The 24,108-nt window shown below is 74.9% G+C and carries 20 protein-coding genes and 4 pseudogenes; 20 read left to right on the top strand and 4 right to left on the bottom strand.

Annotated elements, in window-relative coordinates:
• Positions 1–27: 27 nt before the first annotated feature.
• The 12 genes and pseudogenes from QPK52_RS21335 to cobC all read left to right on the top strand — a co-directional run bounded on the left by QPK52_RS21335 (position 28) and on the right by cobC (position 12,943).
• Positions 28–2,067, top strand: coding sequence for a putative cobaltochelatase (locus tag QPK52_RS21335; protein ID WP_410540425.1), 2,040 nt, complete (start codon positions 28–30; stop codon positions 2,065–2,067).
• On the top strand, positions 2,067–2,663 hold the full coding sequence (cobO, locus tag QPK52_RS21330) for a cob(I)yrinic acid a,c-diamide adenosyltransferase (RefSeq protein WP_410539057.1): 597 nt from the start codon (positions 2,067–2,069) through the stop codon (positions 2,661–2,663). Before QPK52_RS21335 ends, cobO begins: the two co-directional genes overlap by 1 nt.
• A gap of 4 nt (positions 2,664–2,667) precedes the next feature.
• Entirely contained in the window at positions 2,668–4,077 is a 1,410-nt protein-coding gene (locus QPK52_RS21325; RefSeq protein ID WP_410540424.1) for a cobyrinate a,c-diamide synthase, read from the top strand.
• 23 nt (positions 4,078–4,100) lie between these two features.
• Positions 4,101–4,883, top strand: a complete 783-nt coding sequence (cobI, locus tag QPK52_RS21320; protein WP_410540423.1) for a precorrin-2 C(20)-methyltransferase — start codon at positions 4,101–4,103, stop codon at positions 4,881–4,883.
• A pseudogene (gene cobM / locus QPK52_RS21315) lies at positions 4,880–5,737 on the top strand (precorrin-4 C(11)-methyltransferase); the annotation flags it as partial. The gene cobI and the pseudogene cobM, both read left to right, overlap by 4 nt.
• A 79-nt stretch (positions 5,738–5,816) precedes the next feature.
• Positions 5,817–6,992: a cobalt-precorrin-5B (C(1))-methyltransferase gene (locus tag QPK52_RS21310; protein WP_410539056.1), complete on the top strand. Its 1,176-nt coding sequence runs from the start codon at positions 5,817–5,819 to the stop codon at positions 6,990–6,992.
• A complete protein-coding gene (gene cbiE / locus QPK52_RS21305; RefSeq protein WP_410539055.1) occupies positions 6,989–8,230 on the top strand; it encodes a precorrin-6y C5,15-methyltransferase (decarboxylating) subunit CbiE in 1,242 nt (413 codons plus the stop codon). Before QPK52_RS21310 ends, cbiE begins: the two co-directional genes overlap by 4 nt.
• Before the next feature lie 23 nt (positions 8,231–8,253).
• Positions 8,254–10,032, top strand: coding sequence for a precorrin-3B C(17)-methyltransferase (gene cobJ, locus QPK52_RS21300; protein ID WP_410540422.1), 1,779 nt, complete (start codon positions 8,254–8,256; stop codon positions 10,030–10,032).
• Entirely contained in the window at positions 10,029–10,271 is a 243-nt protein-coding gene (locus QPK52_RS21295; RefSeq protein ID WP_410539054.1) for a DUF362 domain-containing protein, read from the top strand. The genes cobJ and QPK52_RS21295 overlap by 4 nt, the downstream gene beginning before the upstream one ends.
• Entirely contained in the window at positions 10,268–10,915 is a 648-nt protein-coding gene (locus QPK52_RS21290; protein ID WP_410539053.1) for a precorrin-8X methylmutase, read from the top strand. Before QPK52_RS21295 ends, QPK52_RS21290 begins: the two co-directional genes overlap by 4 nt.
• Positions 10,912–11,844, top strand: coding sequence for a sirohydrochlorin chelatase (locus QPK52_RS21285; RefSeq protein WP_410539052.1), 933 nt, complete (start codon positions 10,912–10,914; stop codon positions 11,842–11,844). The genes QPK52_RS21290 and QPK52_RS21285 overlap by 4 nt, the downstream gene beginning before the upstream one ends.
• Positions 11,819–12,943 carry an Rv2231c family pyridoxal phosphate-dependent protein CobC gene (gene cobC / locus QPK52_RS21280; RefSeq protein ID WP_410539051.1) on the top strand — a complete coding sequence of 375 codons (1,125 nt, stop codon included), beginning with the start codon at positions 11,819–11,821 and terminating at the stop codon, positions 12,941–12,943. The genes QPK52_RS21285 and cobC overlap by 26 nt, the downstream gene beginning before the upstream one ends.
• 123 nt (positions 12,944–13,066) lie before the next feature.
• On the opposite strand, the gene QPK52_RS21275 is transcribed toward cobC, so the two are convergent.
• On the bottom strand, positions 13,067–14,179 hold the full coding sequence (locus QPK52_RS21275; RefSeq protein WP_410539050.1) for an SCO1860 family LAETG-anchored protein: 1,113 nt from the start codon (positions 14,177–14,179) through the stop codon (positions 13,067–13,069).
• Positions 14,180–14,441: 262 nt separating this feature from the next.
• On the bottom strand, positions 14,442–15,539 hold the full coding sequence (locus tag QPK52_RS21270) for an amidohydrolase family protein (RefSeq protein ID WP_410539049.1): 1,098 nt from the start codon (positions 15,537–15,539) through the stop codon (positions 14,442–14,444).
• A 95-nt stretch (positions 15,540–15,634) separates the two neighbouring features.
• Between QPK52_RS21270 and QPK52_RS21265 the strand changes: the two genes are divergently transcribed.
• The 6 genes from QPK52_RS21265 to thpD all read left to right on the top strand — a co-directional run bounded on the left by QPK52_RS21265 (position 15,635) and on the right by thpD (position 20,763).
• Positions 15,635–16,195, top strand: coding sequence for a SigE family RNA polymerase sigma factor (locus QPK52_RS21265; RefSeq protein ID WP_410539048.1), 561 nt, complete (start codon positions 15,635–15,637; stop codon positions 16,193–16,195).
• Between the two features lie 346 nt (positions 16,196–16,541).
• Complete coding sequence (locus tag QPK52_RS21260; protein WP_410539047.1) at positions 16,542–16,907, top strand: hypothetical protein; 366 nt, start codon at positions 16,542–16,544, stop codon at positions 16,905–16,907.
• A 397-nt stretch (positions 16,908–17,304) separates the two neighbouring features.
• The gene (gene ectA, locus QPK52_RS21255; RefSeq protein ID WP_410539046.1) at positions 17,305–17,841 is read left to right on the top strand and encodes a diaminobutyrate acetyltransferase; all 537 of its coding nucleotides are present in this window, start codon (positions 17,305–17,307) and stop codon (positions 17,839–17,841) included.
• 80 nt (positions 17,842–17,921) lie between these two features.
• A complete protein-coding gene (ectB, locus tag QPK52_RS21250) occupies positions 17,922–19,190 on the top strand; it encodes a diaminobutyrate--2-oxoglutarate transaminase (RefSeq protein ID WP_410539045.1) in 1,269 nt (422 codons plus the stop codon).
• Positions 19,191–19,322: 132 nt separating this feature from the next.
• Positions 19,323–19,727: an ectoine synthase gene (locus QPK52_RS21245; protein ID WP_093655460.1), complete on the top strand. Its 405-nt coding sequence runs from the start codon at positions 19,323–19,325 to the stop codon at positions 19,725–19,727.
• 136 nt (positions 19,728–19,863) lie between these two features.
• A complete protein-coding gene (gene thpD / locus QPK52_RS21240; protein WP_410539044.1) occupies positions 19,864–20,763 on the top strand; it encodes an ectoine hydroxylase in 900 nt (299 codons plus the stop codon).
• 153 nt (positions 20,764–20,916) lie between these two features.
• Here the strand turns inward: thpD and QPK52_RS21235 are convergent.
• Together QPK52_RS21235 and QPK52_RS21230 are read right to left on the bottom strand one after the other, a co-directional pair.
• Positions 20,917–21,167 (bottom strand): annotated as a pseudogene (locus QPK52_RS21235) (glycosyl hydrolase 53 family protein); the annotation flags it as partial.
• A 10-nt stretch (positions 21,168–21,177) separates the two neighbouring features.
• Positions 21,178–23,184, bottom strand: coding sequence for a beta-galactosidase (locus QPK52_RS21230; RefSeq protein WP_410539043.1), 2,007 nt, complete (start codon positions 23,182–23,184; stop codon positions 21,178–21,180).
• Between the two features lie 175 nt (positions 23,185–23,359).
• Here QPK52_RS21230 and QPK52_RS21225 point away from each other — a divergent pair.
• A pseudogene (locus QPK52_RS21225) lies at positions 23,360–23,687 on the top strand (sugar ABC transporter substrate-binding protein); the annotation flags it as partial.
• Positions 23,672–24,075, top strand: a pseudogene (locus QPK52_RS21220) (carbohydrate ABC transporter permease); the annotation flags it as partial. The pseudogenes QPK52_RS21225 and QPK52_RS21220, both read left to right, overlap by 16 nt.
• Between the last annotated feature and the right edge of the window lie 33 nt (positions 24,076–24,108).

The following is a 24,108-nucleotide window of genomic DNA, read 5'->3' as shown; positions in this document are numbered from 1 at the left end:
GCCTATCCGTTCACCGCGATCGTCGGCATGGACGACCTGCGGCTGGCGCTGCTGCTGAACGCGGTCTCGCCGGCCGTCGGCGGCGTCCTGGTGCGCGGGGAGAAGGGCACGGCGAAGTCCACCGCGGTGCGGGCCCTGGCGGCACTGATGCCGCCGGTCGAGACCGTGCCCGGCTGCCGCTTCTCCTGCGATCCGCGCCGCCCCGACCCGGCCTGCCCGGACGGGCCGCACGGGCCGGGGCCGGGCGAGAGCCGGCCGGCCCGGATGGTGGAGCTGCCGGTGGGCGCCTCCGAGGACCGGCTCGTCGGATCGCTGGACATCGAGCGGGCCCTGTCCGAGGGCGTCAAGGCCTTCGAGCCGGGCCTGCTGGCGCGGGCCCACCGGGGCGTCCTCTACGTGGACGAGGTCAACCTGCTGCAGGACTTCCTCATCGACTCGCTGCTGGACGCCGCCGCGATGGGCGTGGTCCACATCGAGCGCGAGGGCGTCTCGGTGCGCCACTCCTCCCGCTTCCTGCTGGTGGGGACGATGAACCCCGAGGAGGGCGAGCTGCGCCCGCAGCTGCTGGACCGCTTCGGGCTGACCGTGGAGGTCGCCGCCTCCCGGGAGACCGGGGAGCGGATGGAGGTCGTACGGCGGCGCCTGGAGTACGACGAGGACCCGGCCGCCTTCGCCGCCCGCTGGGCCGGCGAGGAGAGCGGGCTGCGGGAGCGGATCGCGGCCGCGCGGGAGCTGCTGCCGGAGGTGCGCCTGGGCGACGCCGCGCTGCGGCAGATCGCCGCCACCTGCGCGGCCTTCGAGGTGGACGGGATGCGGGCCGACATCGTGATGGCGCGCACCGCCACCGCGCTGGCCGCCTGGGCCGGGCGCACCGATGTGGCGGCCGAGGACGTCCGGCAGGCGGCGCTGCTGGCCCTGCCGCACCGCAGGCGCCGCAACCCCTTCGACGCGCCCGGCCTGGACGAGGAGAAACTCGACGAGACGCTGCGGCAGAACGGCGGCACGGGGGACGGCGCGGACGGCGACACGGACGGCGATCCGGACCCGGACGGGCCGGACGGCGGCCCCGGTGGCGGCGGGGACGGCGGGGACGGCGGCGGGCAGCCGCCGCAGGACGGCCCGCGGGAGCGGTCCGGCGCACCCGAGCCCTCCCTCCCCGGGCAGTCGCGCGACGAGGAGGGCACCGGACCGGGGCAGGGCGGCGGTGAGCAGGCCCCCGCCCGCGCCGGTGAGCCGTTCCGCGCCCGCGCGCTGCACGTACCGGGTGTGGGCGAGGGCGCGGCGGGGCGGCGCTCGCGCGCCCGTACCGCACAGGGCCGCACCACCGGCGCCCGCCGTCCGCAGGGCGCGCTGTCCCGGCTGCACCTGGCCGCGACCGTACGGGCCGCCGCCCCGCACCAGCGGGCGCGGGGCCGTTCCGGGCCCGGGCTGCTGGTGCGCCGGGAGGACCTGCGCGAGGCCGTGCGCGAGGGCAGGGAGTCCAACCTCGTGCTGTTCGTGGTGGACGCCTCCGGCTCGATGGCCGCGCGGCGGCGGATGGGCGCGGTCAAGGGCGCGGTGCTGTCGCTGCTGCTGGACGCCTACCAGCGCCGCGACAAGGTCGGCCTGATCTCCTTCCGCGGCTCGGGAGCCGAGGTGGCCCTGCCGCCGACCTCGTCGGTGGACGCCGCCGCGGCGCGTCTGGAGTCGCTGCCGACCGGCGGCCGCACCCCGCTGGCCGCCGGGCTGCTGAAGGCCCGCGACGTACTGCGGACCGAGCGGCTGCGCGACCCCTCGCGGCGCCCGCTGCTGGTCGCCGTCACCGACGGACGGGCGACGGGCGGCCCGCAGCCGGTGGTGCGCGCCCGGCAGGCCGCGCGGCTGCTGGCCGCCGACGGCACCGCGTCGGTGGTGGTCGACTGCGAGTCCGGGCCGGTGCGGCTCGGCCTGGCCGGCGCGCTCGCCGCCGAACTGGGCGGCCCCGCCGTGACTCTGGAGGAGTTGCGCGCCGACACCGTGACCGGGCTCGTCCGCTCCCTGCAGACCCCGCACCCCACCCACCGGAACACCCACAGGAGGGCCGCGTAGTGCCGAAAGGACAGCCGAGCGTCGTCCCCGACGACGGTCTCACCACACGTCAGCGCCGCAACCGCCCGCTGCTGGCGGTCCACACTGGCCCCGGCAAGGGCAAGTCGACGGCCGCCTTCGGGCTGGCGCTGCGCGCCTGGAACCAGGGCTGGCCGATCGGGGTGTTCCAGTTCGTGAAGTCCGCCAAGTGGCGGGTCGGCGAGGAGCGGGCGCTGCGCGTGCTGGGCGCGAGCGGCGAGGGCGGCACCGTCGCCTGGCACAAGATGGGCGAGGGCTGGTCGTGGGTGCAGCGCGGCATCGAGTCCTCCGAGGAGGCGGCGCGCGAGGGCTGGGAGCAGGTCAAGCGCGATCTGGCGGCCGAGACCTACCGGCTGTACGTGCTGGACGAGTTCGCCTACCCGATGCACTGGGGCTGGGTGGACACCGACGAGGTGGTCGAGGTGCTGCGGGCCCGTCCCGGCGTCCAGCACGTGGTGATCACCGGGCGGAACGCTCCGGAGGAGCTGATCGCCGCCGCCGACCTGGTGACGGAGATGACCAAGGTCAAGCACCCGATGGACGCCGGCCAGAAGGGCCAGCGGGGCATCGAGTGGTGATCGGATCGTGAGTACCGCCCTTCCCCGGCTGGTCGTGGCCGCTCCCTCCTCGGGCAGCGGCAAGACCACCGTCGCCACCGGTCTGATGGCCGCCTTCGCGGCGGCCGGACTGGAGGTGTCCCCGCACAAGGTGGGCCCGGACTACATCGACCCGGGCTACCACGCGCTGGCCACCGGCCGCCCCGGCCGCAACCTCGACGCGTACCTGTGCGGCCCGGACCTGGTCGCGCCGCTGTTCCTGCACGGCGCGGCCGGGGCGGACGTGGCCGTGGTCGAGGGCGTGATGGGGCTGTACGACGGGGCCGCGGGCCTCGGTGAGCTCTCCTCGACGGCTCAGGTGGCCAAGCTGCTGCGGGCGCCGGTGGTGCTGGTGGTGGACGCCTCCTCGCAGTCGCGTTCGGTGGCGGCGCTGGTGCACGGCTTCGCGTCCTGGGATCCGGAGGTCCGCGTCGCGGGGGTGATCCTCAACAAGGTGGCCTCCGACCGCCACGAGGAACTGCTGCGCGAGGCGCTGGACGCCTGCGGGGTGCCGGTGCTGGGCGTGCTGCGCCGCGCCGAGCGGATGCGCACCCCCTCGCGCCATCTGGGTCTGGTGCCGGTGGCCGAGCGGCGGGCGGAGGCGGCCGGGGCGGTGGCGGAGCTGGCGGAGCGGGTGCGGTCCGGCTGCGATCTGAAGGCGCTGCTCGCCCTGGCGCACTCCGCGCCGCCGCTGCCGGACGAGCCGTGGGCGCCACCCGTTCCCGCGAGCCCGCCGCGCGGGCGCCCGGTGGTGGCCGTCGCGGGCGGGGCCGCGTTCACCTTCTCCTACGCCGAGCACGCCGAGCTGCTGCGGGCGGCGGGCGCGGACGTGGCCGTCTTCGACCCGTTGCGGGACACCGCGCTGCCGCCGGGCACGGCCGGGCTGGTCATGGGCGGCGGCTTCCCGGAGGTGTACGCGCCGGAGCTGTCGGCGAACGAGCCGCTGCGCCGGGCGGTGGCGGAACTGGCCGCCTCGGGGGCGCCGGTGGCCGCCGAGTGCGCCGGACTGCTGTACCTGGCCAGGGAGCTGGACGGTGTGCCGATGTGCGGGGTGCTCGACGCCACCGCCCGGATGACCGAACGGCTCACCCTCGGCTACCGCGAGGCGGTGGCGGTGGGCGACAGCGTCCTGGCCGCCGCGGGGACGCGGATGCGCGGCCACGAGTTCCACCGCACGGCGGTGGACCCCGGCGCCGGGGTACGGGAGGCCGGGGCGCCGGGGGCCGGGGCCGCGCCGGCGTGGGGGCTGACCTGGGGGGCCTCCCGGCCCGGGCGCCGGGTCGAGGGTTTCGTGAAGGACGGCGTGCATGCCTCGTATCTGCATGTGCACTGGGCCGCCGAGCCGTCCGTGGCCCAGCGTTTCGTCGGAAGATGTGTCGAGAGGTGTGCGGCGTGAACGGTAACGGCGATGGCGACGGGGTGCGGGAGAGCGGCGGGCCGCGGCTCGTCGGCGTCGGGGTGGGCCCCGGCGACCCGGAGCTCGTGACGGTCAAGGGCGTCAAGGCGCTGCGTTCGGCGAGCGTGGTGGTGGTGCCCGTGATGGAGGACGGCGGCACGGGACGCGCCGAGGCCACCGTCCTGCACTACGTGTCGCGCGAGCGGATCGTGCGGGTGGTCTTCGCGCTCAACGAGCGCGGCGACCGGGTCCGCCGGGAGGCGGCGTGGGACGCGGCGGGCGAACGCGTCGCCGGGCTGCTGCGCGCCCACGGCACGGTGGCTTTCGCGACCATCGGCGACCCGAACGTCTACTCCACCTTCACCTATCTCGCCCAGACCGTCGGCACGCTGGTGCCGGAGGCGGCCGTGGAGACCGTACCGGGCATCACCGCGATGCAGGACCTGGCCGCGCGCGGCGGGGCGGTGCTCACCGAGGGGACGGAGCCGCTGACGCTGGTGCCGGTGACGGCCGGGATGGCGGTGCTCAGGCAGGCCCTGGAGGGGCCGGGGACGGTGGTGGCCTACAAGTTCGGGCGGCGGGCGCGCGAGGTCGCCGCCGCGCTGCGCGCCACGGGCCGTACCGAGGGCGCGGTGTGGGGCTCGGCGCTGGGGCTGCCGCAGGAGTCGATCCGCCCGGCGGCCGAACTGGAGGCCGCTGCGGAGGCCGGCCCGGGGAGCGGCCCGGCCGCCGCGGAGACCGAACTCCCCTATCTGTCCACGCTCATCGCCCCCGCACGCCGGGAGAGCCGAGGAGGCAAGCTGTGACCGCCCAGACCGAGACCGCCGGGACATCCGGAACCGCCGGGAGGGCCCCGGAGCCCTCCGGGAAGGTGACCATCGTGGGCGCCGGACCCGGCGCCGCCGACCTGCTCACCTTCCGCGCCGCCCGCGCCATCGCCGAGGCCGACATCGTGGTGTGGGCGGCCAGCCTGGTGCGCGAGGAGGTCCTCGAACACGCCCGTGAGGACGCGGAGGTCCTGGACTCGGCCTCGATGTCCCTGGAGGACGTCATCGCCGTCTACGAGCGCGCGGCCCGCGAGGGGCTGAGGGTGGCGCGCGTCCACTCCGGCGACCCGGCGCTGTGGGGCGGCACCCAGGAGCAGGTGGACCGCTGCGCGGAGCTGGGCGTCGAGGTGGAGATCGTCCCCGGGGTGTCGTCGTTCTCGGCGGTGGCGGCCATCGCGGGGCGGGAGCTGACGATCCCGGAGGTCGCGCAGTCGGTGATCCTGACCCGGCTCGGCGGCGGCAAGACCCCGATGCCGCCGGGCGAGGAGGTTCGGGAGTTCGCCCGGCACGGCACGACCATGGCGGTCTTCCTGTCGGCCGCGCGCTCGGGGCAGCTGGCGGTGGAGCTGCTGGAGGGCGGCTATCCGACCGACACCCCGGTGGTGATCGCCCACCAGGCGACCTGGCCGGAGGAGCTGGTGCTGCGCTGCACGGTGGGCACCCTGGAGGAGACCGTCAAGGAGCACCGGCTGTGGAAGCACACGCTGTTCCTCGTCGGCCCCGCGCTGTCCGCCTCCGGCACGCGCTCGCACCTGTACCACCCCGGGCACTTCCACGGACACCGCCGCGCGCGGCCGGAGGCGCGCCGGGCGCTGCGCGCGGCCCGGGGAGCCCGCGGGCAGGCCGGGGAGCAGGCCGCGGGACAGAGCGTCGTGCAGAGCGTCGGGCAGAGCGGCCGGGAGGCGGCGGGCCGTGAGTGAGGGGCCGGAACACCGGCCCGCCCAGGGACCGGAGCTGCGCGAGCCGGACCTGCCGCGTACCGCCAAGCAGCGGCCGAAGGCGCTGCGCACCGGCTGGACGACCGGCACCTGCGCCTCGGCGGCGGCCCGCGCCGCCGCGCTGCACCTGGTCACGGGCGAGCCCCAGCCGTGGGTGGAGGTCGCGCTGCCCTCGGGGCGGCGGGTGACCTTCGCCGTGGAGCGCTCGGCCGAGCTGCGGCCGGGCCGCACCGAGGCCGTGGTGGTCAAGGACGCGGGCGACGATCCGGACGTCACCCACGGCTCGCACCTGACCGCCACGGTGAGCTGGCGCAGCGAGCCGGGCCTCGAACTGCACGGCGGTGTCGGCGTCGGCGTCGTCACCAGGCCGGGACTCGGCCTGGAGGTGGGCGGCCCGGCGATCAACCCGGTGCCCCGCGCCATGATCAGCCAGGCGGTGGGCGAGGTCGTCGACGTGGCGGAGCGCGGCGTGGACGTCACCATCAGCGTGCCCGACGGCGAGAAGCGCGCCCGCAAGACCACCAACGCCCGGCTCGGCATCCTCGGCGGCATCTCCATCCTGGGGACGACCGGGATCGTCCGGCCGTTCTCGACGGCCTCGTGGCGGGCGAGTGTCGAGCAGGCGGTGTCGGTGGCCGCCGCGCAGGGCGCCCCGGCCGTGGTGCTGTGCACCGGCGGGCGCACCGAGAAGGGCGCCATGGAGCTGCTGCCCGGGCTGCCGCCGGTGTGCTTCATCGAGGTCGGCGACTTCACGGGTGCCGCGCTGCGGCGGGCGGTGGAGCACGGGGTGGACCGGGTGGTGTTCGTCGGCATGGTGGGGAAGCTGACCAAGCTGGCCTCCGGGGTGCTGATGACGCACTACACGCGGTCGAAGGTGGACACCTCCGTCCTGGCCGAGGTCACCCGCGCGGTGGGCGGCGCGGACGCGCTGGCGGCCGAGGTCGCGGCGGCGAACACCGCCCGCCACGCGTACGAGCTGTGGGACGCGGCTGGGCTGCTGCAGTCGGCCGCGCCGGAGCTGTGCCGCCGGGTGGTGGACGTGCTGGAGCGCTTCACCGACCACCGGATCACCGCGGAGGCGGCCATGGTGGACTTCACCGGCCGCACGGTGGTCGCCCTGTGCTCAGACGGCGGGGGGCTGCTGCCGTGATCACCGTCGTGGGAACGGGCACGGGGGCCTGCGGACTCGGCGCGCTGTCCTGGCGAGGGGTCCGCCTGGCCGTGGGCGCCCGCCGCCATCTGGACGCGGCCGCCCCTCCCCCCGGGGTGCGGCGCGTGGTCCTGGGGCCGCTCGCCCCGGCGCTGGACGCCGTCGAGCGGCAACTGTCGGAAGCCGGGGGCCCGGTGGTGGTGCTCGCCTCCGGCGACCCCGGGTTCTTCGGGATCGTCCGCTCGCTCGCCGAACGCTTCGGTCCCGAGGCCCTGGACGTACGGCCCACCGCGCCGTCCGTCGCGGTGGCCTTCGCCCGCGCCGGACTGCCGTGGGACGACGCCGCCGTGGTCAGCGCGCACGGGCGCGACCCGCGCACCGCCGTCAACGTCTGCCGCGCGCACCCCAAGACCGCCGTGCTCACCGGGCCCGGCGCGGGGCCCGCGGAGCTGGGCGCCGCCCTGGCCGCGGCCGGACTGCCGCGCACCCTGGTGGTGGCGAGCGCGCTGGGCACGGCGGGCGAGCGCGTCGAGCGCCTCTCCCCCGCCGAGGCCGCCGCCCGCGCCTGGCCCGACGAGGTCAGCGTGGTGCTGTGCCTGGACGCCTCCCGCGCCCTGGCCGACGCGCCCCGGGCGCTCGCCGGGCCGCGGCGCCCGCCCGCCGGATGGGCGCTGCCGGAGGACGCCTTCGCCCACCGCGACTCGATGATCACCAAGTACGAGGTGCGGGCGCTGGCACTGGCCCGGCTCGGGCCGCGCCCGGGCGATCTGGTCTGGGACGTCGGCGCGGGCTCCGGCTCCGTCGCCGTGGAGTGCGCCCGCCTGGGCGCGGCGGCGGTCGCCGTGGAGCGCACAGCCGACGGCGCCGAACGCTGCCGGGCCAACGCCGCGGCCCACGGTGTGGACCTCCAGACCGTGCACGGCACCGCGCCCGGCGTCCTCGCCGAACTGCCCGAGCCGGACGCCGTGTTCGTCGGCGGCGGGGGGCGGGAGCTGGAGGCGATCGTGTCGGCCTGCGCGCTCCGCGCCCGCCGCACGGTCGTCGTCACGCTCGCCGCGCTGGACCGCGTACCGGCGGTGCGGGCCGCGCTCGGCGCCGCCGGTCTCGCCGCCGACGGCGTGCTGCTGCAGTCCTCCCGGCTGGCCCCCCTGCCCGGCGAGGTGGTGCGGCTCGCCGCAGGCAACCCCGTCTTCGTCCTGTGGGGCACCCGCCCCGGCACCGAAGGAGCATCCTCGTGAACGCCCCGAACGCCCCGGCCGGCCTGGTCGGTCTCGTCTCCGCCACCGCCGCGGGGCGGCGCGCCCGCGACCGCCTGGCGGCCGCCTGGCCGGAGGCCACCCGCGTCTACGACACCGGAGGCGAAGGCGGTACCGCCGGCACCGTCCGCGAGGCGGTCACCCGTGCCTTCGCCGAGTGCGACCGCCTGGTCTGCTTCCTCGCCACCGGCGCGACCGTGCGCCTGATCGCCCCGCTGCTGGGCGGCAAGGCGGACGATCCGGGCGTGGTGTGCGTGGACGAGGCGCAGCAGTACGCCGTGGCACTGCTGGGCGGCCACGCGGGCGGCGCGAACGACCTGGCGCACGCGGTGGCCGAGGTCCTGCCCGGCTGCCGTCCCGTCGTCACCACCGCCACCGACGCCGCCGGCGTCCCCGGCCTGGACACCCTCGGCCTGCCCGTCGAGGGCGCCGTCGCGGCGGTGTCGCGGGCGGTCCTCGACGGCGACCCCGTCCGTCTGGTGCGTCATTCCGTCCTCCCCCTTCCCGCACTGCCGCCCAACGTGACCGAGGCCACCGAAAGCGCCACGCAGAGCGACGGCGGACCCGGTGGCCGGGATGCGGACGACGGGTACACCCTGCTGGTCAGCGACCGCGCGGTGCCGCCCGGCGACCGCACGGCCGTGCTGCGCCCGCCGACCCTCGCCGTCGGCGTCGGCGCCAGCCGGGGAGCCCCCGCCGACGAGGTCGCCGCCCTGGTCGGGCAGGCCCTCGCCGACGCCGGTCTGTCACCGCTGTCCGTCACCGAGCTGGCCACCGTCGAGGCCAAGGCCGGCGAGGAGGGCATCGTGGAGGCGGCCCGGCGCCTGGGCGTACCGCTGCGGACGTACCCCGCGGAGGAACTGGCCGCCGTGCCCGTGCCCCACCCCTCCGACGCGCCGCTGGCCGCCGTGGGCACCCCGAGCGTGGCGGAGGCCGCCGCGCTGCTCGCCTGCGGCGAGGGCGCCGAACTGGTCGTGCCCAAGCGGAAGTCCGCTCCCGAGGGGCGCGCGGCGATGGCGACCTGCGCCGTGGCGCGGCGGCGGCACCGCGGGCGGCTGGCCGTCGTCGGGCTCGGGCCCGGCGCCCGCGACCTGCTCACCCCGCGCGCCCGCGACGAGCTGCGCCGCGCCTCGGTGGTCGTCGGCCTCGACCAGTACGTGGACCAGATCCGCGATCTGCTGCGGCCGGGCACCCGCGTGCTGGAGTCCGGTCTCGGCGCGGAGGAGGAGCGCGCCCGCACCGCCGTGGCACAGGCCCGCGCGGGCCGCGCGGTGGCGCTGATCGGCAGCGGCGACGCCGGGGTGTACGCGATGGCCTCGCCCGCCCTGGCGGAGGCGTCCGCCGACATCGACGTGGTCGGTGTCCCCGGCGTCACCGCGGCGCTCGCCGCCGCCGCGCTGCTGGGCGCGCCGCTGGGCCACGACCACGTCTCGATCAGCCTGTCGGACCTGCACACGCCCTGGGAGGTGATCGAGCGCCGGGTCCGGGCGGCGGCCGAGTCCGACCTGGTGGTGACGTTCTACAACCCCCGCAGCCGGGGCCGCGACTGGCAGCTGCCCAAGGCGCTCGCCCTGCTGGCCGAGCACCGCGCCCCGCACACCCCGGCCGGGGTGGTGCGCAACGCCTCGCGCCCCGGCGAGCGCACCACCGTGACCACGCTCGGCGAACTCGATCCGGAGACGGTCGACATGATGACGGTGGTGACCGTGGGCAACACCGCCACCCGCACCGTGGCCGGCCGCATGGTGACCCCGCGCGGCTACCGCTGGCAGGAGTCCCGGTGACCGCGCCCGCGGCCGTCGCACCGACGGCCGTCCCCCGGGCCGCGCCCGTCGCCGTCACCTCGCGCTGCGCGGGCTGCGGCGCCTGCCTGCTGACCTGTCCGGTCCACGCGATACGTCCGCTGGGCGGCGCGCTGCTGGTGCGGGCCGAGCTGTGCACCGGCTGCCTGGAGTGCGTCGAGGTGTGCCCGGTCGACGCCGTCGAGGAGATCCCCGTACGCGACCCCCGGGAGCCGTCGTGAAGCCTTTGACCCACCGCACCGTCCATCCCATCGAGGAGGAGTCGTACCGCATCCTGCGCTCGCGGCTGGACACCTCCCACCTCCCGCCGCTGACGCGGGCCGTGGTGGAGCGGGTGATCCACTCCAGCGCCGACCCGGCCTACGCCGAGGACCTGGTCACCGACGAGAGCGCGCTGCGCGCCGCGCACACCGCCCTGCACGCCGGTGCGCCGGTCGTGGTGGACGTCGAGATGGTCGCCGCCGGGATCACCCGCCGCGAGACGGTGTGCCGGCTGGCCGACGCCCGCGCCGAGGACGGCCTGACCCGTTCCGCGCACGCGGTGCGGCTGGCCCACGAGCAGGTCGGGCCGGGCGCGGTGTGGGTGGTCGGCTGCGCGCCCACCGCCCTGTTCGAACTGCTCGCCCTGGACGCGGACCCCGCCCTGGTCATCGGTCTGCCCGTCGGCTTCGTCGGCGCGGCCGAGAGCAAGGCGGCGCTGCGCGCCAGCGGCCTGCCGGCCGTCAGCAACGTCTCGGAGAAGGGCGGCAGCGCGGTGGCCGCGGCAGCCCTCAACGCCCTTCTGTACACCCCGGCCACCGCCGTGCACCCCGACAGCACCGTCCCCCGTACCGCCCCCGGTACCGCCAAGGAGAAGACCCAGTGACCAGTCCGCCCGCCCTGCTCCTCGTCGGCCATGGCACCCGTGACGACGCCGGCGCCGAGGCGTTCCGCTCCTTCGTGCGCGACCTCGGCGAGCGGCGGCCCGGCCTCCCCGTCGCGGGGGGTTTCATCGAACTGTCCCCGCCGCCGCTCGCCGACGCCGTCGCCGATCTGACCGGACGGGGTGTGCGGAACTTCGCCGCCGTCCCGCTGATGCTGGTCTCGGCCGGGCACGCCAAGGGCGACATCCCGGCCGCCCTGGCCCGCGAGGAGCAGCGCCATCCGGGCACCACCTACGCGTACGGCCGCCCGCTCGGCCCCCACCCGTCGCTGCTGAACGTGCTGGAGCGCCGGGTGGACGAGGCGCTGCGCTCGGCGGGCGACGGGGGCGGTGCGAGCAGCCGCGCCGGCACCACGGTGCTGCTGGTGGGCCGCGGCTCCACCGATCCGGATGCCAACGCCGAGGTGCACAAGGCGGCCAGGCTGCTGTGGGAGGGGCGCGGCTACGCGGGCGTGGAGACGGCGTTCGTCTCGCTCGCCGCCCCCGACGTCCCCTCCGGCCTGGACCGCTGCCGGATGCTGGGCGCCCGCCGGATCGTGGTGCTGCCGTACTTCCTGTTCACCGGCATCCTGCCGGACCGGGTCCGGGCGCAGACCGAGGGCTGGGCCGCGGCGCACCCGGAGACCGAGGTGCTCTCCGCCGATGTCATCGGCCCCACCGACGAGTTGGCGGAGCTGGTCTGGGAGCGCTACACGGAGGCCGTCGAGGGCGACCTGCGGATGAACTGCGACTCGTGCGTCTACCGCATCGCGCTGCCCGGCTTCGAGGAGAAGGTGGGCATGCCCCAGCGGCCCCACCACCACCCGGACGACGACGGACACGGGCACGGGCACCACCATCACCACAATGACGGCCATGCACACGCCCACTGAACCCCTGGTTCCCCCCCGGTCCCCGGGCGTCGCGCACGACCTGCGCCACCACGGCGACGCGGAGGTGCGGGACGCGGGCGCGGACCTGGTGGACCTCGCGGTCAACGTCCGCGCCGGCACGCCCCCCGCGTGGCTGAGGGAGCGGGTGGCCGCCTCGCTCGGCTCGCTGGCCGCCTACCCCGACGGGCGGGCGGCCCGGCGGGCGGTGGCGGCCCGGCACGGGCTGCCGCAGGAGTGCGTGCTGCTGACGGCGGGCGCGGCGGAGGCGTTCGTCCTGCTCGCCCGGTTCCTGCCCCCGCCCGGGTCGGACGCCTGGCGCGACGGCGGACCGGTCGTGGTGCACCCGCAGTTCACCGAGCCGGAGGCCGCGCTGCTGGACGCGGGCCACCGGGTGGAGCGCGTCGTCCTGGAGGAACGGGACGGTTTCCGCCTCGACCCCGCCCGCGTTCCGGCCGGGGCCGCCGCGGTGGTCGTCGGCAACCCGACCAACCCGACGTCGGTGCTGCACCCGGCCCCGGCCCTGACGGCGCTGGCACGGCCGGGCCGGACGCTGGTGGTGGACGAGGCGTTCATCGACGCGGTGCCGGGCGAGCGCGAGTCCCTGGCGGGGCTGGTGACGGAGCTTCCGGGCCGCACCGTGGTGCTGCGCAGCCTCACCAAGACCTGGGGGCTGGCGGGGCTGCGCGTCGGCTATGTGCTCTCCGACCCGGAGACCGTCGCCGCACTGGCGCGTCACCAGCCGCTGTGGCCGGTCTCCTCCCCCGCGCTCGCCGCGGCCGAGGCGTGCTGCGAGCCCGCCGCGCTGGCCGAGGCCGAGCGGGCGGCGGAGCGGACCGCCGCCGACCGGGCCCATCTGCTCGGCCGGCTCGCGGAGTTCGGCGAGCTGGGGCAGGCGACGGCGGACCCGCGGGCGCCCTTCGTCCTGGTGCGGCACGCCGATGCGGCCGGGCTGCGGGAGCGGCTGCGCGCGGAGGGCATCGCGGTACGCCGCGGGGACACCTTCCCCGGTCTGGACGCGCGGTGGCTGCGGCTGGCGGTGCGGGACCGGGCGACGACCGACCGTCTGGCGCGGACGCTGGCCTGCCTCGGGGTGCGCTGACACCCGGAGCGGCGGCGGGCCCCGCCAGGGGCCCGCCGCCGCTCACACCGACTCGCGCCGCTCACACCGACTCGCGCCGCTCACACCGCCGCCCCGGCCCGGGGCCGGGGCGGCGGTGACGGATCAGGCGTCGGCCGCGCCGGACGCGCGGCGGCGGCGCAGCATCAGCAGCCCGCCGCCCGCGGCGACGAGCGCCAGGGCTCCGCCGGCGATGTACGGGGTGGCCGAGCTGCCGCCGGTCTCGGCGAGGCTGCCGGTGGGCTTCTCACCGGACGGCTCCGAACCGGTCTGCGGCTGCGGGTCGTTCCCCTTGCCGTCGGTGGAGCCGGTGGAACCGGCCGAGCCGCCGTCACCACCGGTGGAACCCCCGTCGGTGGAGCCCTCGGTGGCACCGCCGCTGCCGCTCGTGGAGCCCCCGTCGGCGGAGCCCCCACCGGCGGAACCGGTGGACCCGCCCTCGGTGGCACCGCCGTCGCCGCCGGTGGACCCGGTGGAGCCGCCGTTACCGCCGGTGGACCCCGTGGACCCGGTGGAGCCGCCGTTGTCACCGCCCTTGCCGCCGGGCGTCTCGCAGGCCGCCTCCACCAGCGTCACCCGGCCCTTGACCTCGGCCACGTTCAGATCCGCCGGATTCAGCGCGATGTCCAGCGCGAGCGCGGTGGCGGCGGCCGTACGGGTGGTGGTGACGGTCTCGGCCAGCTTCAGCCGCACCGTGCCGAGGCCTTCCGCCTCGACCGTGGTGGTGCCGTCGGCCTTCACCTCGACCTTCTTCCCGAGCACCGTGACGGTGCCGGGGATCTCGGACTCGGCGGTCGGCTGGGCACCGGCCTCGCACACGGCGTGGGAGGTGACCAGCTCGGTCCTGACCAGGGGCCGCAGCAGCCCCGGCACGTACACCCTGGCCTCGGCCAGGTTGGAGTGGCCCTCGGCCTTCCCCTTCTCCACCGTCGCCCTCGAGGTGGCGGCCTTCGCGCCCAGCATGGTGAACGGCTTGCCGCCGTGCACGCCGTCCACGCGGGCCTCCAGCAGGGTCTCGTCGGCGCTCTCGGGCGCCCGGACCGCGTTGAGCTCGGTCTTCAGCGGTACGGCGGCGCCCCCCTTGAGCAGAGAGACCTCCAGGCTCGCCCGGAGTACGGCCGCGCTCGCCGAGCCCGCGTCGCCGGCGGCGTTCGCGGGCGCGGCGGTGACCCCCACCAGAGCGGCGGCGGCGAGCAGGCCGTAGACAGACTTGTTCACAGGTGAAACCCCCACGGATTGCATGACGTCACCGGCGGCCAATGGGGGACATCGCTCACACCGGTGACTGAGACCACGCCATTGTTGACCCACGTAGCGCGAAAGAGCGGCCACGTAGCGTTAATTCACCCGAAAGAGTCACACCGGTCGCAGTTTTCGATTAGCTCATCATGGGTATCGCACCGCGCCGTCACAGAACAGGCGTACGCCCTCCTCCACCGCGGACATCCCGCACGCCTCGCCGCACGCCGCGCCGCGCGGCTCACCGCACGGCGCGCCCCCTGAGCAGCACCGCCCGCGGCACGGCCAGCACCCGTACGTCGGCCCGCGGATCCGCCTCGTACACCACCAGGTCCGCCTCGGCGCCCTCCTCCAGCCCCGGGCGCCCCAGCCAGGCGCGGGCCGCCCAGGTGGCCGCCGACAGGGCGTCCACCGGCGGGATGCCCGCCGCCACCAGCTCCGCGACCTCGTCGGCGACCAGCCCGTGCGGCAGCGAGCCGCCGGCGTCCGTGCCGACGAAGACCGGGATGCCCGCGTCGTACGCCGCGCGCACGGTGTCGTAGCGGCGCTCGTGGAGCCGCCGCATGTGGTCGGCCCAGCGCGGGAACTTCTTCTCGCCGCCCTCGGCGAGCCGGGGGAAGGTGGCGATGTTGACCAGGGTGGGGACGATGGCGACGCCCCGCTCGGCGAAGAGCGGGATGGTCTCCTCGGTCAGACCGGTGGCGTGCTCGACGCAGTCGATCCCGGCCTCCACCAGATCTCGCAGCGAGTCCTCGGCGAAGCAGTGGGCGGTGACCCGCGCGCCCTCCTCGTGGGCGGCCGCGATGGCGGCCTCCACCGCGCCGCGCGGCCAGCAGGGGGCCAGATCGCCCTGCTCGCGGTCTATCCAGTCTCCGACGAGCTTGACCCAGCCGTCGCCGCGCCGCGCCTCGCGCCGCACGTAGGCCGCCAGGTCCCCGGGCTCGATCTCGTGGGCGTAGTTGCGGATGTAGCGCCTGGTGCGTGCGATGTGGCGGCCGGCCCGGATGATGCGCGGCAGGTCCTCCCGGTCGTCGATCCACCGGGTGTCGGCGGCCGATCCCGCGTCCCGGACGAGCAGCGTCCCGGCGTCGCGGTCGGTGAGTGCCTGCTTCTCGCTGGTGGCGTCGTCGACGGCGCCGTGGGCGTCGAGGCCGACGTGGCAGTGCGCGTCCACCAGCCCGGGCAGCACCCAGCCCTCGACCGTGGCCGTCTCCAGCGGCCCGGTGGGCCGCTCGTAGGTGATCCGCCCGTCCACGACCCACATCTCGTCCCGGACGTCGTCGGGGCCGGGCCCGGTCAGGACCCGTCCCCGGATGTGGAAATTCCCGCGCTCGCTCATATGCCGCACTGTACGAGTCCCCTGCTACGCTCACGCAGCCGCAGGGGGTCGTGGCACATCACTTCACAGGATCCGTCGAGCCCTGAGGAGGCCGCGTGGACGCCCCCACCGAAGAGTTCCACGCCTTCTTCGACCGGTACTACGCCGACCTGTCCCGCTTCGCCTACCTGCTGCTGGGAGACTCCGAGGGAGCCGACGACCTCGCCGCCGACGCGCTCGTCGCGGTGTGGCGCCGGTGGGACAGCGTGCGCGCCGACGGGCACCCGCTGGCGTACGCGCGCAGCGTGGTGGCCGGCATGGCCCGCACCCGGCAGCGCAGCCTGGTGCGCGAGCGCCGCCGGATCGCCCTGTTCTGGTCGCACCGGCCCGACCGGATCGACGACCCGGACGTGCCCGCGGTGCTGGACGTGCGCGACGCGCTCGCCCGGCTGCCGCTGCGCAAACGGGCGTGTGTCGTGCTGCGGCACGCCTTCGACCTGTCGGAGAAGGAGACCGCCCGCACCCTGGGCATCTCGGTCGGCACCGTCAAGAGCCAGACCTCGCGCGGCATCGCCGAACTGGAGCGGATGCTGACGCCGGCCCGGACGGGGCCGGACCGCGCGTACGAGACCGTCCGGGCGCTGCGTGCCGGGCCCGCGGGACGGAGCGGTTGGTGACCGATCGCCCCGATGTGGCCGCACGGCTCAGGGCGGCCGCCGACGGGCACCGGCCGGACCGGGCCCGCATGTGGGCCCGGGCCTCCGCGCGCCTTCCGGCCGGGTCCCGGGAGGAGGCCGCCCGTACCCGCCCGCGCCCCCGCCGGGCCTGGCCGCGGATGGCCGGGGCCGCCGGCGGGCTGGTGGCCGTGCTCGCCGCGGGCGGGCTGGCCGTCGACCGGGCGGCCGGCGACGGGGCGCCCCGGGGGAGCGGGCACCGGCGGGAGCCGCGGTCCGGGACGGAGGGCCGCCGCCCGCCGGCGGGGGCGGGCCCGGCCCGCGGGAGGACCGGCTGCGCTCGCGGGGGGTGCTGGGCCCCGGCAACAACGCGCACTGGGCGCAGAGCGGTGTCGTCCTGCACTGCGGCGAGCGGCTGGCCTCCCTCGCCGTGGAGCTGCGCGTCGCGCCGACCGGGGGCGTACGGCACACCGGCTCCTGGAGCACCCTGCCGGCGGACGACTTCGAGGTGACCGTCCGCGAGGAGGGCGGCGCCCTGGTGTACCGCTGGACGCTGCGAAAGGGGCGCGCGGTGCCGCCGGGCGAGCACAGGTTCGTGGGCCAGTACGGCCATGCGGAGGGGCTGCGGGACGCGGGGCGGGACTCCTACACCGTCCACGCCGCGGGCCCCGGCGGGCCGGTGTCCGCGGAGGGGGACTTCCGCCGAGTTCCCTGAAGAACCTCACGATCCGGTTTCGCCGGGGTATCTTCCATGAATCGAAGATGAATTTACGGGCACCTGATCCGAATAGAATCCCATATCCTCATGCCCGCTCAGACAGTCCTTAAACACTAAGATTCGATATCGGCGAACCGCGTATTTCGGACACGCTCCGTGCTCGTTATGGATCTGTGACGGACTCAACAGCGCTTCCCCTTTGCCCGGAAAATAGGGGGCATACCAGGCATAACGCACCGGCTTTCGTGCGCGTGCGCACCCACGCGCGATAACACAGGAAGCGCGCCCGCGTAACCCCTGTCCTCGATGTGATTTGAGTTCGCTCTGGGTAAATTGGATTTGCATGACCGCCGCACAAGCAGACCATGCAGGTGCCCACAGAAAGACCGTCGAAATGCCGGAGGGACTGAAGCTCGACGCGCCCCGCGTGGAGGACGGCGCAGCGATCTGGCGGATCGCGCGCGACTCCCGGGTACTCGACCTCAACTCCTCCTACAGCTACCTCCTGTGGTGCCGCGACTTCGCCGCCACCTCGGTGGTGGCGCGCGACGGCGACGGTGAGCCGGTCGGTTTCATAACCGGCTACGTCCGGCCGCGGCACCCGCGGACCCTGGTCGTCTGGCAGGTCGCCGTCGACCACGGGCAGCGCGGACGCGGCCTGGCCGCGGCGATGCTCGACGGGCTGACCACCCGTGCCGCCGAGGAGCTGGGCATCGACGGGATAGAGACGACGATCACCCCTGACAACACCGCCTCCAACCGACTGTTCACCTCCTACGCGGAGCGCCACGGCGCGCCGGTGCGGCGCGAGGTCCTCTTCGAGGGAGCGCTGTTCCCGGAGGAGGGGCACGAGCCCGAGGTGCTGTACCGGATCGGGCCCGTCCCAGCCCTGGCCTCCGCCGCGACCGCACCGGCCGCCGCAGGCGGCTGACCGCCGCGCGGCGCGCCGCACCGCGCCCCGGCACCCCAGACCTCTCACTCCTCTCGCAATCCATCTCCCAGGAGATCGCTGTGACCATCACCCAGCCCGACCTGAGCATCTTCCAGACCCTCGAATCGGAGGTGCGCAGCTACTGCCGCGGCTGGCCCACCGTCTTCGACAGGGCGCGCGGCAGCTACATGTACGACGAGGACGGCCACGCGTTCCTCGACTTCTTCGCCGGCGCCGGGTCACTGAACTACGGGCACAACAACCCGGTGCTCAAACGCGCCCTGCTGGACTACCTGGAGCGCGACGGCGTCACCCACGGCCTGGACATGTCCACCACCGCCAAGCGGGCCTTCCTGGAGACCTTCCAGGAGGTGGTCCTGCGTCCGCGCGGCCTGGACCACAAGGTGATGTTCCCCGGCCCGACCGGCACCAACGCCGTCGAGGCGGCCCTGAAACTGGCCCGCAAGGTCAAGGGCCGGGAGTCGATCGTCTCCTTCACCAACGCCTTCCACGGCATGTCGCTGGGCTCCCTGGCGGTGACCGGCAACGCCTTCAAGCGCGCCGGCGCCGGCGTCCCCCTGGTGCACGGCACCCCGATGCCGTTCGACAACTACCTCGACGGCAAGGTCGAGGACTTCCTGTGGTTCGAGCGCCTGCTGCAGGACTCCGGCTCCGGCCTGAACCGGCCGGCCGCCGTGATCGTGGAGACGGTGCAGGGCGAGGGCGGCATCAACGTCGCCCGGGCCGAGTGGCTGCGCGCCCTGGCCGACCTGTGCAAGCGCCAGGACATGCTGCTGATCGTCGACGACATCCAGATGGGCTGCGGCCGCACCGGCGGCTTCTTCTCCTTCGAGGAGGCCGGGATCACCCCCGACATCATCACGGTCTCCAAGTCCATCAGCGGCTACGGGCTGCCGATGGCGCTGACCCTGTTCCGGCCCGAGCTGGACATCTGGGAGCCCGGCGAGCACAACGGCACCTTCCGCGGCAACAACCCGGCCTTCGTCACCGCGGCGGCCACCCTGAATACCTACTGGGCCGACGGGCAGATGGAGAAGCAGACGCTGGCCCGCGGCGAACAGGTCGAGGCCGCCCTGCGCGCCATCGCCGCCGAGCACCGCGAGGAGGTGGCCGACGTCCGAGGCCGCGGCCTGGTGTGGGGCATGGAGTTCCACGACAAGGCCCGTGCCGGCTCGGTGGCCTCCCGCGCCTTCGAGCTCGGACTGCTGATCGAGACCTCCGGCCCCGAGAGCGAGGTCGTCAAGCTGCTCCCGGCGCTGACGATCTCCCCCGAGGAGCTGGACGAGGGCCTGCGCATCCTGGCCCGCGCGGTCCGCGAGACCGCCTGACACGCGGCACCGCCCGTCCCCGGCGCCCGACCCGGCGCCGGGGGCGTCCGGTCGCCGCACGCACCACCCGAATGGCCCATCCCGCGAGTTTTTCCGCGGATGGGCCTCTGACAGGAAAGGCACCTCAGCACTGTGATCGTCCGATCGCTGCAGGAAATCGAGGACACCGACCGCCACGTCAGGTCCGCCTCCGGCACCTGGGAGAGCAAGCGGATCGTGCTCGCGAAGGAGCGGGTGGGCTTCTCGCTGCACGAGACCGTGCTCTACGCCGGCACGGAGACCTCGATGTGGTACGCCAACCATGTGGAGGCCGTCCTCTGCGTGGAGGGCGAGGCCGAGCTCACCAACGACGAGACCGGCGAGAAGCACTGGATCACCCCCGGCACCATGTACTTGCTGGACGGACACGAGAAGCACACACTTCGTCCCAAGACGGACTTCCGTTGCGTCTGCGTCTTCAACCCCCCGGTCACCGGCCGCGAGGACCACGACGAGAACGGCGTCTACCCCCTGCTCACCGAACCGGACGAGAGCTGACCGTCCGCACCGGCCATCCAGCAAGCCGGTGCGGACGGCAGCCGAGACCACACGGGAGGCCCTGGCGAGAGAACCCCGCGACGAAGCGGCCACACGCGGGAACAGGGCCGCACGATGAGGAGAGGAAGGCAGAACCATGACCACCGCACCCGAGCGCACCGCGGACCTCTACCCGACCCGGGGAGCCTCCGAGGTGATCACCCCGCGGCAGGACCCCACGGTGTGGTCCGCCCCCGGCACGCCGGGACCGATCGAGGCCGCGGACCTCGAGGCCTACGACCGGGACGGTTTCCTGGCGATCGACCAGCTCATCACCCCCGATGAGGTGGAGGTCTACAACCGGGAGCTGAACCGGCTGGTCTCGGACCCGCTGATCCGCGCGGACGAGCGTTCGATCGTGGAGCCGAAGTCCCAGGAGATCCGCTCCGTCTTCGAGGTCCACAAGATCAGCGAGGTCTTCGCCGGCCTGGTGAGGGACCCGCGGGTGGTGGGCCGCGCCCGTCAGATCCTGGGCTCGGACGTGTACGTCCACCAGAGCCGGATCAACGTCAAGCCGGGCTTCGGGGCATCGGGGTTCTACTGGCACTCCGACTTCGAGACCTGGCACGCCGAGGACGGTCTGCCGAACATGCGGACGGTCTCCGTCTCGATCGCCCTGACCGAGAACTACGAGACCAACGGCGCCCTGATGATCATGCCTGGTTCGCACAGGACGTTCCTCGGCTGCGCGGGGGCCACCCCGAAGGACAACTACAAGAAGTCCCTGCAGATGCAGGACGCGGGCACGCCGTCCGACGAGGCGCTGACCCGGCTCGCCGGCGAGCACGGCATCCGGCTGTTCACGGGCAAGCCCGGTTCGGCGACCTGGTTCGACTGCAACTGCATGCACGGCTCCGGGGACAACATCACCCCCTACCCGCGCAGCAACGTCTTCATCGTCTTCAACAGCGTGGAGAACACCGCGGTGGAACCGTTCGCGGCGCCCATCCCGCGCCCGGAGTTCCTCGGCGCGCGGGACTTCACCCCCGTGAGGTGACCACCCCCGCGGGGTGGGGAGCGCGCCGCCGACCGCCGGGCCGCACGGTGCGCGGCCGGCGGGACGCGAGGAACGCGAGGTAAGGGGCGGGGCCGCCGCGGCGGCCCCGCCCCTTCGCCGTACCCGCCCGTGGACCCCTCGTGCGGGTACGGGTCAGCCGCGGCCCAGGACCTCCAGCGCCGGGAGGGCACGGCTGTCGTAGTCGAGGAGCGCCTGGTCCTCCCAGCCGTTGCCGGAGGCCGGGTCGGCCGGGTCCCAGCCGTTGCCGGACACCGCGGTCCAGGCCGGCTCCCACCAGAACAGCCCCAGTCCCCGCCCGGTACGGCGGCCACGACCGCCGTGATGTCGCGCAGCCGGGCGGCCTGCCCCTCGGGGGTCGCGGGGTAGCCGGGAACCGGCTCGGAGGGCCGGGGCTCAGCCGTCGAGGCGGACCACGCGGACCTCACCGGCCGGCACCGCGAGCCGGCCGGCCACGCGGGCGCCGCCGAGCAGTTCGGTGCCGGACGCGCCCAGCGGCACCTTGGCGTCGGCGCCGGTGTGGTTGAGGACGAAGAGGTAGGTGCCGCACTCCCCGGAGCGGCGCACCACCTCCACGTCGCGGGGGATCTCCTCGCGCGGGGCGATGCCCGCGTCCGCGCAGGCGGCGGCCAGCACGGCGTCGAGCCCGCCCGGGCCCAGTCGCGTCGAGACGTACCACGCGGTGCCCTCGCCCAGCCGGTTCCGGGTGACGGCGGGGCCGCCCGCGGCCGGACCGCCGCCGTAGGACCACACCGTCTCGGCACCCCGCGCCACGACGGTCTCGGCCCACACGTCGGCCTCCAGCGAGGGGACCCCGGGTCCGAGGACGGTCACCGTCTGCCCCGCCCGCAGCGGCTGGAACTCCTCGACCGTCAACCCCAGCACCTCCCGCAGCGCGCCCGGGTGGGGGCCGGGGTGGACGGCGTCGTGTTCGTCGACGATGCCGGAGAAGTAGGAGACCACCAGGGTGCCGCCGCCGGCGACGTAGGCGCGCAGGTCCTCACCGGTCTCCGCCGAGGCCAGGTAGAGGGCGGGCACCACCACCAGCGGGTACGCGGCCAGCTTCGCCGGATCGGTCCGAGGGGGGACGAAGTCGGCGGTCAGATGGCGGTCGAAGAGCGCGGCGTACCAGGCCTCGGCGCGCTCGCGGGCGTCGAGGTCCTGGCTGGGGCGCCACTCCAGCTTCTGCGCCCACCACGACTGCCAGTCCCACACGACCGCCACGTCCGCGACCGTGCGGGTGCCGCGGATCTCCTCCAGCGCGGCGACGTCCGCGCCGAGCGAGACCACCTCGCGCCAGATCCGGCTGTCGGTGCCGGCGTGCGGCACCATCGCCGAGTGGAACTTCTCCGCGCCGGAGCGGGAGGCGCGCCACTGGAAGAACATCGCCCCCTCCGAGCCGCGGGCGATGTGGGCCAGTGAGTTGCGGGCCATCTCGCCGGGGCGCTTGGCGATGCCGCGCGGCTGCCAGTTGACGCCGCTGGTGGAGTGCTCCAGCAGCAGCCACGGCTCGCCGCCGGCGACCGAGCGGGTCAGGTCGGCGGCCATCGACAGATTGACGTGGTTGCGCTCGTCCTCGGCCACCAGGTAGTGGTCGTTGGTGACGATGTCGACCTCGCGGCCCCAGGCCCAGTAGTCGATGGTGTCGCACTGGGTGGGCGAGACCATGAAGTTGGTGGTGACCGGGATGCCCGGGGACAGCTCGTGCAGCAGGTCGCGCTCGCGGCGGAAGTTGGCCAGGGCGCTGTCGCTCGCGAACCGGGCGTAGTCCAGGCGCTGGGCGGGGTTGCAGACGGTGGGGGTCGCCCGGGGCGGGGCGATCTCCTCCCAGTCGCCGTAGGTCTGGCCCCAGAAGGCGGTGCCCCAGGCGGCGTTGAGCCTCTCCAGGGTGGTGTAGCGCTCCCGCAGCCAGGTGCGGAAGGCGGCGGCGGAGGTCTCGCAGTAGCACTCCAGGACGGGTACGCCGTACTCGTTGTGGACGTGCCACATCGCGACCGCGGGATGCCTTCCGTAGCGCTCGCCCAGCGCGCGGGCGATCCGGGCGGACGCCTGCTGGTAGGCGGGCGAGTTGTGGCAGATCGCGCCGCGTGAGCCGAACTCCCAGCGCACGCCCTCCCGGCTGACGGGCAGCGCCTCGGGGTGGGCGCGGTAGAACCAGGCGGGCGGCACCACGGTGGGGGTGGCCAGGTCCACGCCGATGCCGGCTCCGTGCAGCAGCTCGATGATCCGGTCGAGCCGTCCGAAGTCGAAGACGCCCTCGGCGGGCTCGATCATCGCCCAGGAGAAGATGCCGACGCTGGCCATGGTCACACCGGCCTCACGCATCAGCGCGACGTCCTCGTGCCAGACCTCCTCGGGCCACTGCTCGGGGTTGTAGTCGCCGCCGTAGGCGAGGCGCACCATACGACCTCCTGGGTCGAAGTCCCCGGCCCGAGCGGGCCGGACCGGGAAAGAACTGGGAACGTTCACAGCTGCACTTCGGCTGCATCACACAGAAAACATCAAGCTCCGAACCATTGACAAGAGCCAGTCGGCTTTCTCTGCTGTGCACGTTCACAGCACCTTGTCAGGAGGAAACATGAACCACCGCACCGTCGCGGCGTGCACCGCGGTCGCTCTGGCGGCAGCCGCCCTCACCGGCTGCGGCTCCTCGGACGGCGACTCCGCCGCCTCCGGTCGGCGGGGACGACCTGGTGACCAGGACCATCACCGCGGCCGAGGCGGGCGAGGCCCCCGACCCGGTGCAGGCCGAGTACAAGGCGCTGCCCACCCTGGTCGGCAACGACGTGCCGGCCGACATACCGGGCGAGGTGGCCGGCGCGGAGAAGGAGTTCGCCCCCGGGGTGTGGCAGCAGGTCACCCTGGGCGGCGACGCGGTCCACGCCCTCCCGCGGGACTCGGGGCCCTGCTGTCCGCCGCGGTGTCCGCGCCGGCCGGCTACGCCCTGGCCGTCTACCGCTTCCGCGGCCGGGAGACCGTCTTCAACGTGCTGCTCACCGGGGTGCTGATGCCCCCGGTCGTCCTGGCCGTACCGCAGTACCTGCTGCTGGCCGAGGTGAACCTGACCGACACCCACCTGTCGGTGCTGCTGCCGTACATCATGCCCGGCGACGACGAGAAGTTCCCCGTCACGCTCGGGCTGTTCACCCTGCTCCAGCAGGGGTCCAACACCCCGGCCCTGTACACCCGGTCGTCGCCGGGGCCCTGCTGGCCGTCCTGCCGCTGATCGCCCTGTTCCTGGTGGTCCAGCGGTTCTGGAGCCTGGACCTGCTGTCCGGAGCGGTGAAGTCCTGAAAAGCCGGCGGGTGCGCGAGGATCACGGAGAAT

The sequence above is a fragment of the Streptomyces sp. KL2 genome, assembly GCF_046529545.1.
GTDB lineage: Bacteria > Actinomycetota > Actinomycetes > Streptomycetales > Streptomycetaceae > Streptomyces > Streptomyces radiopugnans.
The sequence above is the reverse complement of the archived record's forward strand: the minus strand, read 5'-3'. Positions and strand labels throughout refer to the sequence as shown.